The 14,214-nt window shown below is 69.3% G+C and carries 16 protein-coding genes; 3 read left to right on the top strand and 13 right to left on the bottom strand.

Annotated features, from left to right (window positions below; all coding sequences use genetic code 11):
- Positions 1–45 precede the first annotated feature (45 nt).
- The gene (locus Q0R13_RS20100) at positions 46–852 is read left to right on the top strand and encodes an enoyl-CoA hydratase/isomerase (RefSeq protein WP_293907317.1); all 807 of its coding nucleotides are present in this window, start codon (positions 46–48) and stop codon (positions 850–852) included.
- A 6-nt stretch (positions 853–858) separates the two neighbouring features.
- On the opposite strand, the gene Q0R13_RS20105 is transcribed toward Q0R13_RS20100, so the two are convergent.
- The 9 genes from Q0R13_RS20105 to Q0R13_RS20145 all read right to left on the bottom strand — a co-directional run bounded on the left by Q0R13_RS20105 (position 859) and on the right by Q0R13_RS20145 (position 8,070).
- The gene (locus Q0R13_RS20105; RefSeq protein WP_293907319.1) at positions 859–1,137 is read right to left on the bottom strand and encodes a 2TM domain-containing protein; all 279 of its coding nucleotides are present in this window, start codon (positions 1,135–1,137) and stop codon (positions 859–861) included.
- 112 nt (positions 1,138–1,249) lie between these two features.
- Positions 1,250–1,645, bottom strand: a complete 396-nt coding sequence (locus Q0R13_RS20110) for an iron-sulfur cluster assembly accessory protein (RefSeq protein ID WP_293907321.1) — start codon at positions 1,643–1,645, stop codon at positions 1,250–1,252.
- On the bottom strand, positions 1,645–2,007 hold the full coding sequence (locus tag Q0R13_RS20115) for an SUF system Fe-S cluster assembly protein (RefSeq protein WP_293907323.1): 363 nt from the start codon (positions 2,005–2,007) through the stop codon (positions 1,645–1,647). Before Q0R13_RS20115 ends, Q0R13_RS20110 begins: the two co-directional genes overlap by 1 nt.
- A gap of 8 nt (positions 2,008–2,015) precedes the next feature.
- A complete protein-coding gene (locus Q0R13_RS20120; protein WP_293907325.1) occupies positions 2,016–3,230 on the bottom strand; it encodes a cysteine desulfurase in 1,215 nt (404 codons plus the stop codon).
- A 2-nt stretch (positions 3,231–3,232) separates the two neighbouring features.
- Complete coding sequence (sufD, locus tag Q0R13_RS20125) at positions 3,233–4,255, bottom strand: Fe-S cluster assembly protein SufD (RefSeq protein ID WP_293907327.1); 1,023 nt, start codon at positions 4,253–4,255, stop codon at positions 3,233–3,235.
- Positions 4,252–4,998, bottom strand: a complete 747-nt coding sequence (gene sufC / locus Q0R13_RS20130; protein ID WP_293907329.1) for a Fe-S cluster assembly ATPase SufC — start codon at positions 4,996–4,998, stop codon at positions 4,252–4,254. The genes sufD and sufC overlap by 4 nt, the downstream gene beginning before the upstream one ends.
- 39 nt (positions 4,999–5,037) lie before the next feature.
- A complete protein-coding gene (gene sufB, locus Q0R13_RS20135) occupies positions 5,038–6,507 on the bottom strand; it encodes a Fe-S cluster assembly protein SufB (protein WP_293907331.1) in 1,470 nt (489 codons plus the stop codon).
- A gap of 1 nt (position 6,508) precedes the next feature.
- The gene (locus Q0R13_RS20140) at positions 6,509–7,648 is read right to left on the bottom strand and encodes a cysteine desulfurase family protein (RefSeq protein WP_293907333.1); all 1,140 of its coding nucleotides are present in this window, start codon (positions 7,646–7,648) and stop codon (positions 6,509–6,511) included.
- Complete coding sequence (locus Q0R13_RS20145; protein WP_293907335.1) at positions 7,645–8,070, bottom strand: Rrf2 family transcriptional regulator; 426 nt, start codon at positions 8,068–8,070, stop codon at positions 7,645–7,647. Before Q0R13_RS20145 ends, Q0R13_RS20140 begins: the two co-directional genes overlap by 4 nt.
- 164 nt (positions 8,071–8,234) lie before the next feature.
- On the opposite strand from Q0R13_RS20145, the gene Q0R13_RS20150 reads away from it, so the two are divergent.
- Positions 8,235–8,885, top strand: coding sequence for an alpha/beta hydrolase (locus Q0R13_RS20150; protein WP_293907337.1), 651 nt, complete (start codon positions 8,235–8,237; stop codon positions 8,883–8,885).
- Between the two features lie 4 nt (positions 8,886–8,889).
- A complete protein-coding gene (locus Q0R13_RS20155; protein ID WP_293907339.1) occupies positions 8,890–9,264 on the top strand; it encodes a nuclear transport factor 2 family protein in 375 nt (124 codons plus the stop codon).
- On the opposite strand, the gene Q0R13_RS20160 is transcribed toward Q0R13_RS20155, so the two are convergent.
- From Q0R13_RS20160 to Q0R13_RS20175, 4 genes are all read right to left on the bottom strand, one after another.
- The gene (locus Q0R13_RS20160) at positions 9,265–9,468 is read right to left on the bottom strand and encodes a hypothetical protein (protein ID WP_293907341.1); all 204 of its coding nucleotides are present in this window, start codon (positions 9,466–9,468) and stop codon (positions 9,265–9,267) included.
- A gap of 71 nt (positions 9,469–9,539) precedes the next feature.
- Complete coding sequence (locus tag Q0R13_RS20165) at positions 9,540–11,096, bottom strand: HAMP domain-containing sensor histidine kinase (RefSeq protein ID WP_293907343.1); 1,557 nt, start codon at positions 11,094–11,096, stop codon at positions 9,540–9,542.
- Between the two features lie 26 nt (positions 11,097–11,122).
- Positions 11,123–11,833: a response regulator transcription factor gene (locus Q0R13_RS20170; RefSeq protein ID WP_293907345.1), complete on the bottom strand. Its 711-nt coding sequence runs from the start codon at positions 11,831–11,833 to the stop codon at positions 11,123–11,125.
- 304 nt (positions 11,834–12,137) lie between these two features.
- Entirely contained in the window at positions 12,138–13,955 is a 1,818-nt protein-coding gene (locus Q0R13_RS20175) for an NAD(P)/FAD-dependent oxidoreductase (protein WP_293907347.1), read from the bottom strand.
- Between the last annotated feature and the right edge of the window lie 259 nt (positions 13,956–14,214).

Here is a 14,214-nt window from a genome sequence, read left to right on the forward strand (position 1 = left end):
GTATCTGACCTTGAGTTCGTCGCAACGACATCAAGGGAGATCGTCATGGACGGCGCGCAGGCCCCCGCCAAGGTGAAGACCGCCATCGACCGCGGCGTCAGCATCATCACCCTCAACGACCCCTCGACGCTGAACGCGGCGGGGATGGACCTGATGTCCGACCTGCGCAACGCGGTGCAGACGGCGATCGCCGACCCGGCGGTGCGCGCCATCGTCATCACCGGCGAGGGTCGCGGCTTCTGCTCGGGCGCCAATCTCTCCGGTCGCGGCGGCGGTGGCGACGCCACGGCGCCCAGCGACGGTCCGAACCAGGCGCTGCTGCAGATCTACAACCCGTTCGTGAGCATGGTGCGCAAGTCGCCGAAGCCGCTGGTGGCGGCGGTCAACGGCGTGGCCGCGGGCGTCGGCGTCTCCCTGGCGCTGGCCTGCGACCTCGTGGTGGCCGCGGAGAGCTCGTACTTCCTGCTGGCCTTCCGCCGCATCGGCCTGGTGCCGGACGGCGGCGCCACCTGGCTGCTGCCGCGGCTGGTGGGCAAGGCGCGGGCCATGGAGCTGATGCTGCTGGGCGAGAAGCTGCCGGCCGCCACGGCCCTGGACTGGGGCCTGATCAACCGCTGCGTCCCCGACGCCGACCTGATGTCCAAGGCCATGGAACTGGCCACCGCCCTGGCCAATGGGCCCAAGTCGCTGGGCATCACCCGCAACCTGGTCTGGGACGCCCTGGACGCCGAGTGGCACGACCAGGTCGAGGCCGAGGCCTATGCCCAGGGCGACGCCGGGCGCACCGAGGACGCGCGCGAGGGGATCATGGCTTTCGTCGAGAAGCGGCCGGCGCAGTTTAAGGGGCGCTGAGGCGCTTCAGCCCCGGGTGCGGCGCAGCTTCTCGATCTCTTCCTGGATCATCCGGTCGCGGATGCCCTCGCCGTCCATGTAGACCGTGGCCGCGTGGGCGGAGAGACCGATACCCCAGCCCAGCATCGGCCAGATCGGCCAGAAGTAGTGGCCGAACGACGTCATGAAGTAGATCGCCACCAGGCCGGCATTGACCACCACATAGGCCATCAGGTGGCTACGGAACGCGAGCCGCATGTCGGCGCGGCGGACCGCCAGGCGGTGCAGTTCGACGTCGTCGGTCATAAGGTCCCCCGGTCAGTTCGCGCCGACGATAGCGCCGCCGGCCGGGGCCCGCTAGTTACGGGGCGGACAGGTGGCGCGGCTTGGGCCTTCGCGGCGGCGACCGGCATCGGCGTCAGTCCAGCTTGGCCGGCTCGATGGTGACGCTCTCGCCGCAGCCGCAGGCGTCGGTCTCATTGGGATTGCGGAACACGAACTTGGCCGACAGCCGGGTGACCTCATAGTCGATCTCGGTGCCCAGCAGGAACAGCACCGCCTTGGGCTCCACCAGGATGGTCACGCCCTTGTCCTCGACCACCTCGTCCAGCGGCCCGGCGGTGTCGGCATATTCCAGGACGTACTCCTGCCCCGCGCAGCCGCCGTTCTTCACTCCCACCCGCAAGCCGGCGTAGGGCGTCGCGGCCCTATTCATGATCTCGCGCACCCGTTCGGCGGCGGTCTCCGACAGGGTGACCACCTTGGGACGCGGGCGGCGCGGGCGGGGTTGCGGGGTGACGTCGATGCTGGTCATCAGAACATGTTCAGTTGCAGCTTGGCCTCGTCGCTCATGCGCGAGGGGTCCCACGGCGGGTCGAACACCAGGTCGACCTTGACCGAGCGGATTTCGGGGATTTCGCGGACCGCGTCCTCGACCCAGCCCGGCATGTCGCCGGCCACCGGGCAACCGGGCGCGGTCAGGGTCATGTCGATGGACACGTCCTTGTCGTCGGAGACGTCGACCTTGTAGATCAGGCCCAGTTCGTAGATGTCGACCGGGATTTCCGGGTCGAAGACCGATTTCAGCCGGTCGATCAGCTTGTCGGTCAGCACGGCCAGTTCCGTCTCGCTGAGCGGCGGCGGCGTAGGCGACTCGATGGGTGCGGCATCATCCATGGGGCTCATTACGCGAAAAAAGCCTGTGCTTTGGTCAAGGCGTCGACGAACACGTCGGCCTCCTCCTGGGTGTTATATAGGGCGAATGAGGCGCGCGCGCTCGACGTGACGCCGAAACGCCGCATCAGGGGCTCGGCGCAGTGGGTCCCGGCGCGGACGGCCACACCGTAGCGGTCGAGGATCTGGGCCACGTCGTGGGCATGGGCGCCGTCGACGGTGAAGCTGAGGATCGCGCCCTTGCCCGGCGCCTCGCCGATCACCCGCAGCCAGTTGGCGCCGTTCAGCCGCTCACGGACGCGGGCGTAGAGGGCGTGCTCGTGCTCTGCCACGGCCTGGCGATCCAGGCCCGAGATCCAGTCGATGGCCGCGCCCAGGCCGATGGCCTCCAGGATCGGCGGGGTGCCGGCCTCGAAGCGGTGCGGCGGGTCGGCATAGGTAATCTCGTCCTGACTGACGATGCCGATCATCTCCCCGCCCCCCTGGTACGGCGGCAGCTTCGCCAGTTCCCCGGCCTTGCCGTAGAGGATGCCGATGCCGGTGGGGCCATAGAGCTTGTGGCCTGAGAAGACGTAGAACTCGGCGTCGATGTCCTTCACGTCCACAGGCCTGTGGACGATGGCCTGGCAGCCGTCGAACAGCACCAGGGCGCCGGCCTCATGCGCCATCCGCGCCAGCGCCTTGCCGTCGTTGATCGTGCCCAGCACATTGGACATGTGGGTCAGCGCCACGACCCTGGTCCGGGGGCCCAGCAGGCTCTGGAAGTGGTCCAGGTCCAGGACGCCGTCGTCGGTCACCCGCACCCACTTCAGCACCACGCCCTTGTGCTCGCGCAGGAAGTGCCACGGGACGATGTTCGCGTGGTGCTCCATCTCGGAGATCACGATCTCGTCGCCGGCCCGCAGACCGGCGCCGATCCCGGCGGCCACCAGGTTCACCGCCTCGGTGGCGCCCTTGGTGAAGACGATCTCGCCCTCGTCCGCGCCGATAAAGGCGGCGACCTTGCGGCGGGCGGCCTCGTAGGCGTCGGTGGTCTCGTTGGCCAGGGTATGCAGGCCGCGGTGGACGTTGGCGTAGGAATATTCCATCGCGTGGGTCATCGCCTCGATCACCGCCCGCGGCTTCTGGGCCGAGGCGGCGCTGTCCAGATAGACCAACGGCTTGCCGTGCACCTGCCGCGACAGGATCGGGAATTGCTTGCGGATCGCCTCGGCGTCGAAGGCCATGCTCAGGCCCTCAGCCGTTCGGCCGCCCAGGCGCGTGCAACCTTGCGGGCGTCCTCGAACCAGATGCGGTCGACCACCTGGCCGATGAAGGCCTCGGTCAGCATCGCGCGGGCCTCGTCCTCCGGGATGCCGCGCTGGCAGGCGTAGAACAGGGCGTCCTCGTCCAGCGCGCCGACCGTATTGCCGTGCGCGCAGGCGACGTCGTCGGCGTAGATCTCCAGCTCCGGCTTGGCGTCCACCTCGGCGCGGTCGGACAGGATCAGGGCGTGGTGGCCCATCCGCGCGTCGGTGTGGTCGGCGCCTTCGCTGACGATGATCTTGCCCTGAAACACCGCGCGGGCCTGGTCGCGCACCACACCCTTGGTCAGCTGCGCCGTCGTCCCGTCCAGCCCCTGGTGGGTGACGACGCTGGTGTGGTCGGTGTGCCGCTTGCCGGCCAGCACATAGACCCCGTCGAGCCGCAGGCTGGCGCGGCCGCCGGGATGCGCGACGCGGGTCTCCAGCCGCTGGCGCCGCGCGCCCGAGGACAGCAGGGTCTGGCCGTAGTCGGCGGTGGGGGCCAGGGTCACCTGCGCCTGGCTGATGGTGACCGCGTCTTCGTGATCGGCGGCCAGCACCACCCGCTCGAGCGCCGCGCCCTCCGCCAGGGCGATCGTCAGCGCGGTGTGCGCCAGTGAGCCCCCGTCGCTCTCATAGGTCTCCAGCAGCCGCAGCCGCGCGCCGGCGGCCAGCGATACGATCACCTGGTTCGCATGGGTCCCGGCGCCCCGCGCGATCAGCCGCAGCGCCACGGCGGCTTTGCGATCCGCCGCCACCTCGATGCGGGTGACGCCGCCGTTGACCAGCACCCGGTGATCGTCGGCCAGCCTGTCGAAGGCGCCCTTGACCACGATGCCGTTGAACGGCGCCGACGGCTCGGGCAGCACGCGGATCAGGCCGCGCAGGTCGGTCCAGCGCCAGTCCTCGTCGCGCCGGCTGGGCAGCGCGGAGGCGTTGCGGGCCTTTAGGGCGGCGGCGACGCTCACGCGGCCCTCGCGTACTTGTCGTAGCCGTCGCGCTCCAGTTCCAGCGCCAGCTCCGGCCCGCCCGACGCCACGATCCGGCCGCCGGCCAGGACGTGGACCCGGTCGGGTTTGATGTAGTCCAGCAGGCGCTGGTAGTGGGTGATCACCAGCATGGCGCGCTCGGGGCTGCGCAGCGCATTCACCCCGTCCGAGACGATCCGCAGGGCGTCGATGTCCAGGCCCGAATCGGTCTCGTCCAGGATCAGGAAGCGGGGCGACAGCATCGCCATCTGGAAGATCTCCATCCGCTTCTTCTCGCCGCCCGAGAAGCCGACGTTCAGCGCCCGCTTCAGCATCTCGAAGTCGATCTTCAGCTCGGCTGCCTTGGCCCGCGCCAACCTCAGGAACGCCGGCGCCGCGATCTCCGGTTCGCCGCGGGCCTTCAGCTGGGCGTTCAGCGCCGTGCGGATGAAGGTGAGCGCCGGGACGCCAGGGATTTCGAGCGGGTACTGGAACGAGAGGAACAGGCCCTTGGCCGCGCGCTCGTTGGGCGCCATCGGCAGCAGGTCCTCGCCGTCCAGGGTCACCGTGCCGCTCGTGACCTCGTAGCCCGGCCGGCCGGTCAGCACGTAGCTGAGCGTCGATTTGCCCGCCCCGTTCGGCCCCATGATCGCGTGCACCTCGCCGGCGGGCACGTCGATGGACAGGCCCTTGAGGATCTCGGTTTCGCCGACGGTGGCGTGGAGGTTGGAAACGCTAAGCATCAATGGGTCCCGCAAACCGTGACAGCCTGAACAAACCTCTCATCCGACGCTCCCTTCCAGGGAGATCGCCACCAGCTTCTGGGCCTCCACGGCGAACTCCATGGGGAGTTCCTGCAGGACCTCCTTGACGAAGCCGTTCACCAGCAGCTGCACCGCCTCCTCCTGGGAGAGCCCGCGCTGCATGGCGTAGAACAGCTGATCTTCGGAGAGCCGCGTGGTCGTGGCTTCGTGCTCGAACTTCGAGTGGCCGTTGCGGGCCTCTATGTAGGGCACGGTGTGGGCGGCGCAGTGCTTGCCGATCAGCAAGCTGTCGCATTGGGTGAAGTTGCGCGCGCCCTTGGCCTTCGGGTGGGCCGAGACCAGGCCGCGGTAGGTGTTGCTGCTCTTGCCCGCCGAGATACCCTTGGAGATGATCCGCGAGCGGGTGTTGGCGCCCAGGTGGATCATCTTGGTGCCGGTGTCCGCCTGCTGGCGGCCGTTGGTGATGGCGATGGAGTAGAATTCGCCCGAGCTGCCCTCGCCGCGCAGGATGCAGGAGGGATATTTCCAGGTGATAGACGAGCCGGTCTCCACCTGCGTCCAGCTCACCTTGGAGCGGTCGCCGCGACAGTCGGCGCGCTTGGTGACGAAGTTGTAGATGCCGCCCTTGCCGGTCTCCGGGTCGCCCGGATACCAGTTCTGGACGGTGGAATATTTGATCTCGGCGTCGTCCATCGTGACCAGTTCGACCACGGCGGCGTGCAGCTGGTTCTCGTCGCGCATCGGGGCCGTGCAGCCCTCCAGGTACGAGACGTACGCTTGCCTGTCGGCAATGATCAGGGTGCGTTCGAACTGGCCGGAATTCTCGGCGTTGATGCGGAAATAGGTCGAAAGCTCCATGGGGCAGCGCACGCCCGGCGGCACATAGACGAAGCTACCGTCGGAGAAGACCGCGGCATTCAGGCAGGCGAAATAGTTGTCGCTGACCGGGACGACCGAGCCCAGGTACTGCTTCACCAGTTCTGGATGCTCGCGGATCGCCTCGCTCATCGAGCAGAAGATCACGCCCACCTGGGCCAGTTCCTTCTTGAAGGTGGTGACCACGCTGACGCTGTCGAACACCGCGTCGACCGCATACCTCGGGCTGCCGATCACGCCGGCCAGGACCTCCTGTTCGCGCAGCGGGATGCCCAGCTTCTTGTAGGTCTCCAGGATGTCCGGATCGACCTCGTCGAGGCTGTTGATACCCACCTTCTCCTTGGGCGCGGCGTAGTAGTGGCTGTCCTGGTAGTCGATGCGCGGGAACGACACCTTCGCCCAGTCGGGCTCGTCCATAGCCAGCCAGCGCTCGAAGGCGTCAAGGCGCCAGTCCAGCATCCACTGCGGCTCGTTCTTCTTGGCCGAGATGAAGCGGACGATGTCGGCGTTCAGGCCCTTGGGCGCGAAGTCCTGCTCGATGTCGGTGACGAAGCCGTGCTTGTACTTCTCCAGGCTGGCGACGTGTTCGACGGTCTGTTTGACGGCGGCCATCTTAAGCGGACTTTCTGATACGGCGCTCGGCGTGCCGCGCCTGCAGCGCGAGCCAGGCTTCGGCGAACCTGCGCCAGTCGGCCTCGGTGGTGTCCCAGCCCCCGCTGACGCGGATGGCGCAGGCGGCCAGGTCGCCCTGCCCCATGGCCTCCAGGACCGGCGAGGCCTTGACCTTGCCGGACGAACAGGCGGCGCCGGCGCTGATCATCACCTGGGCTAGGTCCAGGCCCATGACCTGCAGGTCGGATGTGAAGCCGGGCGCGGCAATGCACAGGGTGTTGGGGAGCCGTGGCGCCGCCTCGCCCATCACCACGCCGCCCGTGGCCTTCAACTGCTCGGCGACCGCATCGCGCCAGGCCGACCGGCTGCGATAGTCGGCGAGGCTGGCCAGGGCCGCCTTGGCCGCCGCGCCGAAGCCGGCGATGCCGGGCAGGTTCTCGGTGCCGCCGCGCCGCCCACGCTCCTGGCCGCCGCCGTGCTGGCGCCGCGACAAGGTGGCGCGCGGGCCGAAGGTCAGCGCGCCCACGCCCTGCGGGCCGCCGATCTTGTGCGCCGAGACGCTCAGCGTGTCCGCGCCCAGCGCGCGGCTGTCGACAGCGATCTTGCCGGCCGCCTGGATGGCGTCGACGTGCAGCCAGCCATCGGCGGCGCGGACGATCTCCGCGGCCCCCGCGACGGGCTGGATCACCCCGGTCTCGTTGTTGGCCAGCATCAGCGCCACGAAAGGTTTGCCTTCGGCGGCGTCCCAGCGCCCGAGCCGCTCGCGCAGCCAGGCCAGGTCGGCGACGCCGTTGGCGTCCACCGGCAGGACCTCGACCGCCGCACCGGTCACCCGGGAGGTCTCCTGCACGCTATCGTGCTCGATGGCCGAGACGATCAGGCGCCTGGCCCCGGCCGCGACGGCGCTCTCGAGCGCGATCGCGTTGGCCTCGGTGCCGCCGCTGGTGAAGATCACGGTGGAGGCCGAGGCCGCGATCAGGGCGGCGACATCCTCACGGGCCTGTTCCATCGCCGCCCGCGCGGCGCGGCCGGCCGCGTGGATGGACGACGGATTGCCCACGTGGGTCAGCACCTGGGTCATGGCGGCGACGGCCTGCGGCCGCACGCGGGCGGTGGCGTTATGGTCGAGATAGACGCTCATGCGGCCTTGCGCAGCCTTCCGCCGATCACGTCGGCCAGGCTGACGGAGCCCAGGTAATCCTCGATCCGGTCGCCAAGGCCGGCCCACAGGTCGTGGGTCAGGCAGCGCTCACCCTTGATCATGCAGCCCTTGCCGACATCGCAGCGCGTGGCGCGCAGCGGCTCGTCCACGGCGTGGACGATCTCGGCGATGCTGGTGTCATCCGCGCTCCGGGCCAGCCGATAGCCGCCGCCGGGCCCCCGCGCGCTCTTCACCAGCCCACCGCGGCGCAGGCTGGCGAACAGCTGCTCGAGGTAGCTCAGCGAGATCTCCTGGCGCGCGGCGATGTCGACCAGCGCCACGGCGCGGGCGGCGTCGGTCTCGCGGCGGGCGAGATCGGCCATGGCCATCACGGCGTAGCGGCCTTTGGTGGAGAGACGCATCTGAAGCGGTCCAGTGCAGTTTTCTCGCGTTTCGCGGCGACCCTATGTTACAAGCCGCCGCCTTGCGCGGGACCGGTCCATCCGGCTGGTTGCGACTTAGGAAGACCCAGCGCAGCAGTCAAGTATTCCGGCCCCTTCGATGGGGTCGATGTGAGAGGAAACTGATGCCAGAAGTGGTGCTGACCGGCGCGGCCGGGCGGATCGAGGGGCGATACACCCAGGGCAAGAGCGAGACGGCGCCGGTCGCCCTCATCCTGCACCCGCACCCCAAGGCCGGCGGCCAGATGAACAATCCGGTGGCCGTGCAGCTCTTCCACCTGTTCATGAAGCGCGGCTTCTCGGTCCTGCGGTTCAATTTCCGCGGTGTTGGCCGTTCGCAGGGCGAGTTCGACGGCGGCATCGGCGAGCTGGCCGACGCGGCGACGGCGCTGGACTGGCTGCAGACCACCAACCCGGCGGCGTCGCAGTGCTGGGTGGCCGGCTATTCGTTCGGCGCCTGGGTGGGCATGCAGCTGCTGATGCGCCGGCCCGAGACCGACGGCTTCATCTCGGTGTCGCCGCCGACCAACGCCTACGACTTCTCGTTCCTGGCCCCCTGCCCGGCCTCGGGCCTGATCCTGCACGGCCAGCAGGACACCGTCGTGCCGCCGGTCGACGTGGAACGCGTGGTCTCCAAGCTCCGCACCCAGAAAGGCATCGTCATCGACTACGATGTCGTGGAAGGCGCGAGCCATTTCTGGATCGAGAATCTGCCCGACGTGGAACGCCGGGTCGGCGACTACCTGAACAAGCGCCTGGAAGCGAACCCGGCGTAGGACGGTGACCGCCCCCGACGAGGCCATCCGCGCCCGGCGAAAGCTGACCAACCGGCTGATCGGCGAGCATCAGGCCCAGCGCCTGCGGCCGTTCTTCACGGCCGATGTGAAGCTGATCGTCGGCGACGGCGGCCTGGTGCTTGGGGTGGACGCGGTGCTCGACGTCTTCGCCAGCCAGTTCGCCGACCTCGATTTCATCGCCTATGTCCGCGAGACGCAGAGCGTGACCCTCGACGCCGAGGGCGGTCGCGCCGCCGAGGCCGGGCATTGGACCGGCCGGTGGAAGACCCACGAGATGGGCGGGACCTACCTCGCCGTCTGGAAGAAGGTCACCGGCCAGTGGGCGATCGAGAGCGAGCTTTACGTCACCCTGACCTGACTAGAAGCGCCGCTGCTGTGTCCGGTTCAGCGCCGACACGGCGAAGGCGGCGAACGCGGCCGACCGCCGCGCGGCGCTGCGATCGGGCGCCAGGCCCATGACGCTCGTGCCGTCCGGTCCGGTCAACCGCCAGGACCACGCCTGCCCGGTGTGGGCCAGGGAGAGGCTGCAGCCCGCGGGCGTGGGGGGAGTGGGCTCGTTCATGGTGGGATGATGGCGTGGCGGCGTGCAGACGCGGCTGAGGCGCGTGTGGAGATTCAGTGCAGGCGCTGGGCTCAGTCCACCCGCGGCAGGATGACCCGGAAGGCCGCGCCCGCCCCCGCGTCGGCCAGCTCGATCCGGGCGTGGCTGGCGGCCAGCAGGGAGCGGGCGATGGGCAGGCCCAGCCCCGTGCCGCCCTCGGCGCGCCGGCTGGTGAAGAATGGCTCGAACAGGCGATCGCGGTCGGCTGCTGGCACGCCCGGGCCGTCGTCGGTGACGCTCAGCACGACCGCTTCGCCCTCCAGCGCCCCCACCACCCGCGCCGTCCGGGCGCCGGCCTGGCGGCTGTTCTGGAGCAGGATGGTCAGCACGCTCTCGATGGTGGTGGCCGGGACCGCCACCGGCGGCAGGGTGCGCGGGACCTGCACCTCGACGGCCAGGCCGCTGGCGTCGACGGACCGGCGGACCGGCTCGTCCAGGTCGGTGGCCGCGCCGGCTTCCGGCGAAGCCATGTCGGCGCGGGCCAGGTCCAGCAGCCGGGTGACCAGCTGCGACAGCCGCTCGCCGTCGGCGGCGATATTGTCCAGGAACCGACGCCGCTCCTCGGCCGACATGGTCTCGAAGTGGTCCTGCAGCAGCTCGACCGCCCCGCCGATCCCCGCCAGGGGAGTCTTGAATTCATGGCTGACCGCGGCGGCGAAGTCGCGCAGGTAGCCGCTGCGCCGCTCGATGCGCTCTGCCATGGCGCGGAAGTCCTCGTAGAGGTCGCGGATCTCCTTGGCGGCGGTGCGGGGGGTGCGCGGAATCTCGCCGCTGCCGGCCGCCACCTCGCGCGACGCGGCGCTCAGCGTCTCGATCGGCAGGGTGACGCCGCGGGCGATCAGGCCGGAGAGCACGATCAGCACCGTAACGATCACGCCCAGGCCGATGGCCAGCTTGCCGCGGTCCTCGTAGATGCCACGGAACAGGGCCCGGGGCGAGCGCGACAGCAGCAGCACGCCCTGCACCTTGCCGGCCACCACGATCGGGCGGGCGTGGTGCAGGCGCAGGCCCGACGCGCGGCTCAGCCACTCGAACCGGTAGGTCGGATTGTAGTCGCCATTGACCCGCAACACCGTGTGCGGCTGGCCGGCCAGCGCCCAGCGCACCTCGGGAAGGCGGGAATAGTCCCCGGCCGCGCCCACTCCGTGGCGGTCGAGGACGATCACCGAGGCCAGGGTGGTGCGCACCGTGCGGTCGATCACCGCGGTCAGTGATCGCGCCACCACCGCGGCGGCCGGGTCCATCGGCTGGCGCGCCCGGCGCGGCGGCGGCCGCTCCGGCAGGACGTCGTCCAGCGTCAGGTCGATGGTGGTGAACTCGGGCCGGTAGTAGCCCTCCGGCGGCTTGGCTGGCCGCGCGCGCGGCGGCGGCGCACCGGGCCAGTCCACGGAAGCCACCGCCGCCAGGGCCGCGCCCTGGGCCACCAGCTCGGCCTCGGTCTGGCGCACCAGGGTGTTCTCGTAGACCCGGAGCGATATCGTCCCGACCGCGGGCATGGCGGCGGCGAACAGCAGCACCGCGAACAGGATGGTCCGCAGCCGCAGCGACGGCCACCAGCCTCCGACCCAGTCCTTGAACCGTTCGATCAAGGTCTAGCCACCATGAGGCTGGCCCGTCACTGGGGCTGGCCCAGGCAGGGTCCTAGCCGGTAGCCGACCCCGGCGCGGGTCTCGACCACGTCATGGCCGCCCAGGGCCGCAAACTTGCCGCGCAGGTTGCGCACATGGCTGTCGATGGTGCGGTCGGTGATCGCGAAGCCCGGCCCGTGCAGCCGGTCGATGATGGCATCGCGACTGAACACCCGCGTCGGTCCGCCCATCAGTATGCGCAATATGCCGAACTCGGTGACGGTCAGCGCAACTTCGACCTCGCCCCAGCGGGCGGTCCAGCCTTCCGGGTCGAGGGACAGCCGGCCATGGCTCAGCGTCAGGTCGGCGGCGGGCGCCGCGGCAGGCTTGCGGGTCCGGCGCAGGATGGCCTGGACGCGGGCCACCACCTCGCGCGGGCTGAACGGCTTGACCACATAGTCGTCGCCGCCCAGCTCGATCCCCAGCACCCGGTCGATCTCGTCGTCGCGGGACGACAGGAACAGGATCGGCAGGTCGCCAGAGGCCCGAAGGCGGCGGCACACCTCCAGCCCGTCCAGCTTGGGCATGTTGATGTCCAGCACCACCAGGTCCGGCGCGTGCAGGATGACCGCGGCCAGCGCCGCCTCCCCGTCCTCGGCCTCGCGGGCGGACAGGCCCGCCTTCTCCAGGGCGAACACCAGGAGCTGGCGGATGTGCGGATCGTCGTCCACCACGAGAACCTGGGGCATGAAGGTCATGTTCCGGCTTCCGACGCGGCCGTCAACGGCGCGCAGGCTCCGGTGTAGCGGATGGCCCCACCGCCGGGGTGGAGCGGCGTCGCCATTGGCGTGCAGATTCGGTGCAGGCCTCCTCTACCCCGCGAAGCGAGAGGGAGAGGTCGGGAGAGGGCCGGTGCGTGAGACCGTAATCCGCCGTTGGCCCAGCCATGGCCCCTGGCGTCGCTGTCGCGGGCCCTTGGGTCACTAACGGGAGAGACGGATAGGTCCAGCCGGCCCTCTCCCTGCCCTCTCCCTCTCGGCTTCGCCGGGGGAGAGGAGATCGCTACTGCGTCAGTTCCAGGCCTTCGAGCGTCCCGGATTCCCGCCAGTGCTCCAGCACCTTCACGAAGGCCACCGGCCCCGCGCCGTAGGAACCGTTCTGCTTGGCGATCACCTCGGGTTTGCCCTCGTTGTTGTAATAGCCCGGGGTGCAGTCCTTGAGGAACGCCTCGCGCATCAGCGACAGGTCGATGATGGTCTGCACCCAGGCGGCCTCGGCCTCGGCGGTGGGTTCGACGGTGCGCACCTGGCGGTCGACGGCGTGCTTCAGCACATAGGCGATGTGCTTGGACTGCTCGTTGATCATGTGGGGGAAGTTGGCGGTGAAACCCGACTGGGTGTTGGAGACGATGAAGCAGTTGGGGAAGCCGCGGGTCAGCAGGCCGTGCAGGGTCGAGGCGCCGTTCGCCCACTTCTCCGTCAGGCTGTGGCCGTCGCGGCCGTAGAGCTCATAGCCCGACCGCCGCGTGAAGCTGGTGCCGACCTCGAAGCCGGTGGCGTAGATCAGGCAGTCGACCTCGTATTCCTTGCCGTCGATCACGATGCCATGCTCGGTGATCCGCTCGACGCCCTGGCCCTTGGTGTCGATCAGGTGGACGTTCGGGCGGTTGAAGGCGTCCAGGTACTCGTCGTGGAAGCACGGCCGCTTGCAGAACTGGTTGTACCACGGCTTCAGCGCCTCGGCCTTCGCGGGGTCCTGGACGACGCTGTCCACCCGCGCCCGGACCTGCTCCATCTTCTTGAAGTCGGCCAGCTGCATCAGGGCGGCCGGGTTCTCGACGATCTCGCCGGCCTCCATCTTCTTGCGGGCCAGCAGCAGGATGTTGCCGATGATGTCGGTCCAGCCGTCCTGCACCAGGTCTTCCTTGGCGAAGCCGCCGGAGACCAGCGTGTTGAAGTTGTCCATCCGCGCCTGTTGCCAGCCCGGCTCCAGGCTGTCGGCCCAGCTGGGGTCGGTCGGCCGGTTGTTGCGCACGTCGATGGACGAGGGCGTGCGCTGGAAGACGAACAGCTCCTTCGCCCATTCCCCCAGGTGCGGCACACACTGCACGGCCGTGGCGCCGGTGCCGATGATGGCGACGCGCTTGTCCTTCAGCTTCTCCAGTCCGCCATTCGAGTCGCCGCCAGTGTAGTCGTAGTCCCACCGGCTGGTGTGGAACGAGTGGCCCTTGAAGCCCTCGACGCCCGGAATGCCGGGCAATTTGGGCCGATGAAGCGGCCCGTTGGCCATCACCACGAAGCGGGCCTTCAGCGCGTCGCCGCGGTTGGTCTCGACGGCCCAGCGCGCGGCGCCCTCGTCCCAGCGCATGGCGGTGACTTCGGTCTGGAACAGGGCGGCCTTGTAGAGGTCGAACTTTTCGCCGATCGCCCGGCTGTGGCGCAGGATCTCCGGCGCGCGGCTGTACTTCTCGACCGGGAGATAGCCCACCTCCTCCAGCAGAGGCAGATAGATATAGCTCTCGATATCGCAGGCCGCGCCGGGGTAGCGGTTCCAGTACCAGGTGCCCCCGAAGTCGCCGCCCTTCTCGATGATCTTGATGTCGTTGACGCCCGCCTCGCGCAGCCGGGCCGCCGCCAGTTGTCCGCCGAAGCCGCCGCCCACGACCACCACCTCGACGTCGTCGGTCAGCGCCTCGCGCTCGAAGCGCTCGACATAGGGATCTTCCAGATAGTGAGCGAACTGGCCGGCGATCTCGACGTACTGCTGGTTGCCGTCGGTGCGCACCCGCCGATCCCGCTCGGCGCGATACTTTTCGCGCAGCGCGTTGGGATCGAAGCCCAGATCGTCAGCGCCCGAGATCTCCGGCTTGTCGTCGGCCATGGTCCGCTCCCCGCGAATGAGTGATCGGGTCCAGCGTGCCGAACGCGCGTTTGAATGGCAAGGGTGACGGGGCGTCACACCTATCCCTCCCTCAATGGGGCCCTCCCCCGCCCTTTTCCTCTACGGGTGTCATCCCGGTTTCGCCGCAGCCAAAGACCGGGGCCCACGACCGGTCGCGGCGGCAGGACGACAGCGAGAGGCCGAGCCTGATCGTGGGTCCCGGTCTTTGGCTGCGCCAAAACCGGGATGACACCGTTGG

The sequence above is a fragment of the Phenylobacterium sp. genome, from assembly GCF_025351295.1.
GTDB lineage: Bacteria > Pseudomonadota > Alphaproteobacteria > Caulobacterales > Caulobacteraceae > Phenylobacterium.